Origin of the sequence: Chromobacterium vaccinii, from assembly GCF_000971335.1 — a bacterium.
GTDB lineage: Bacteria > Pseudomonadota > Gammaproteobacteria > Burkholderiales > Chromobacteriaceae > Chromobacterium > Chromobacterium vaccinii.
In genome coordinates, this window is sequence record NZ_JZJL01000132.1 from 1 (window position 1) to 1,049 (window position 1,049).

A 1,049-nucleotide genomic window follows, 5' to 3' on the forward strand; every position below is an offset into this window, starting at 1 on the left:
GTAGGTCTGGGTATTGCCCAGCGGGCGGCCTATCGTCGGCGCGCGCTCGCCCGCCTCCAGCCAGCCCCCAATCGCATATACCGTGGTTTCGGTCGGTCCGTAGATATTCGCCACCCGGCACTCCGGCCAGCGTTGCCGCACCGCCGCCACCAGCTCCGGCGGCAGCGCCTCTCCGGCGAACACCACGGTTTTCGCCTCCAGCGACACCGCCCCATGCTGCAACAGCTGGGCGAACACCGACGGCACCGCGCTGATCAGGCTGCCGCCGCTGATCGGCCGCTCGCCCAGCTCCAGCAGATCGCGCAGCAGCCGCACCCGGCCGCCGCTCAACAGCGGCGTCAGCAGCTCAAACACCGAGACGTCGAAGCTGAGCGAGGTAGTGGCCAGCACGTCGGCAAAGGTTTCCGCGCCGAAGGACGCCAGCGCCCAGTCGACGAAGTCGGCCGCGCTGCGCTGGGAGATCACCACGCCCTTGGGCTGGCCGGAGGAGCCGGAGGTGTAGATCACATAGGCGGGATGTTCGGGCCGCAGCCGGCGTTGGGCCGGCGTCGGGTCGCTCTGCGGCTGCGCCGCCAGCGTTTGCCGCAACGCCGCGTCATCCAGCCGCCAGCAAGCCACGCCGCTGTCCGGCAGCGCTTCGATGCCGTCGCCCAGCCCCAGCAGGCAGGCCGGCCTGGCGTCGGCCAGCATGTGCGCCAGGCGCTCGGCCGGATAGGCCGGATCCAGCGGCAGATAGGCGGCGCCGGACTTCAGCACGCCCAGCACCGCGACCAGCAGCTCGGCCCGCCGCGGCAAGGCCAGCGCCACCCGCTGCTCCGGGCCGACGCCCTGCCCGATCAGCCAATGCGCCAGTTGGTTGGCGCGCCGGTTCAGTTCGGCGTAGTCCAGCGTCTCGCCGTCGCAGAACAATGCCGCCGCGTTCGGCGCGCGCGCCGCCTGGGCTTCGAACAGCTCCGGCAGGGTGGCTTGCGGCGATGGACGCTCGGTGGCGTTCCACTCGATCAACACCTGCCGCCGCTCGGCCTCGTCCAGCAGCTCGATGTCGGACA

Annotated in this window: 1 protein-coding gene; it reads right to left on the minus strand. The window is 71.4% G+C overall.

From position 1 onward, the window contains the following. A partial coding sequence (locus VL52_RS22910; RefSeq protein ID WP_046159212.1) for an AMP-binding protein occupies window positions 1-1,049 on the minus strand: 1,049 nt, incomplete at both ends.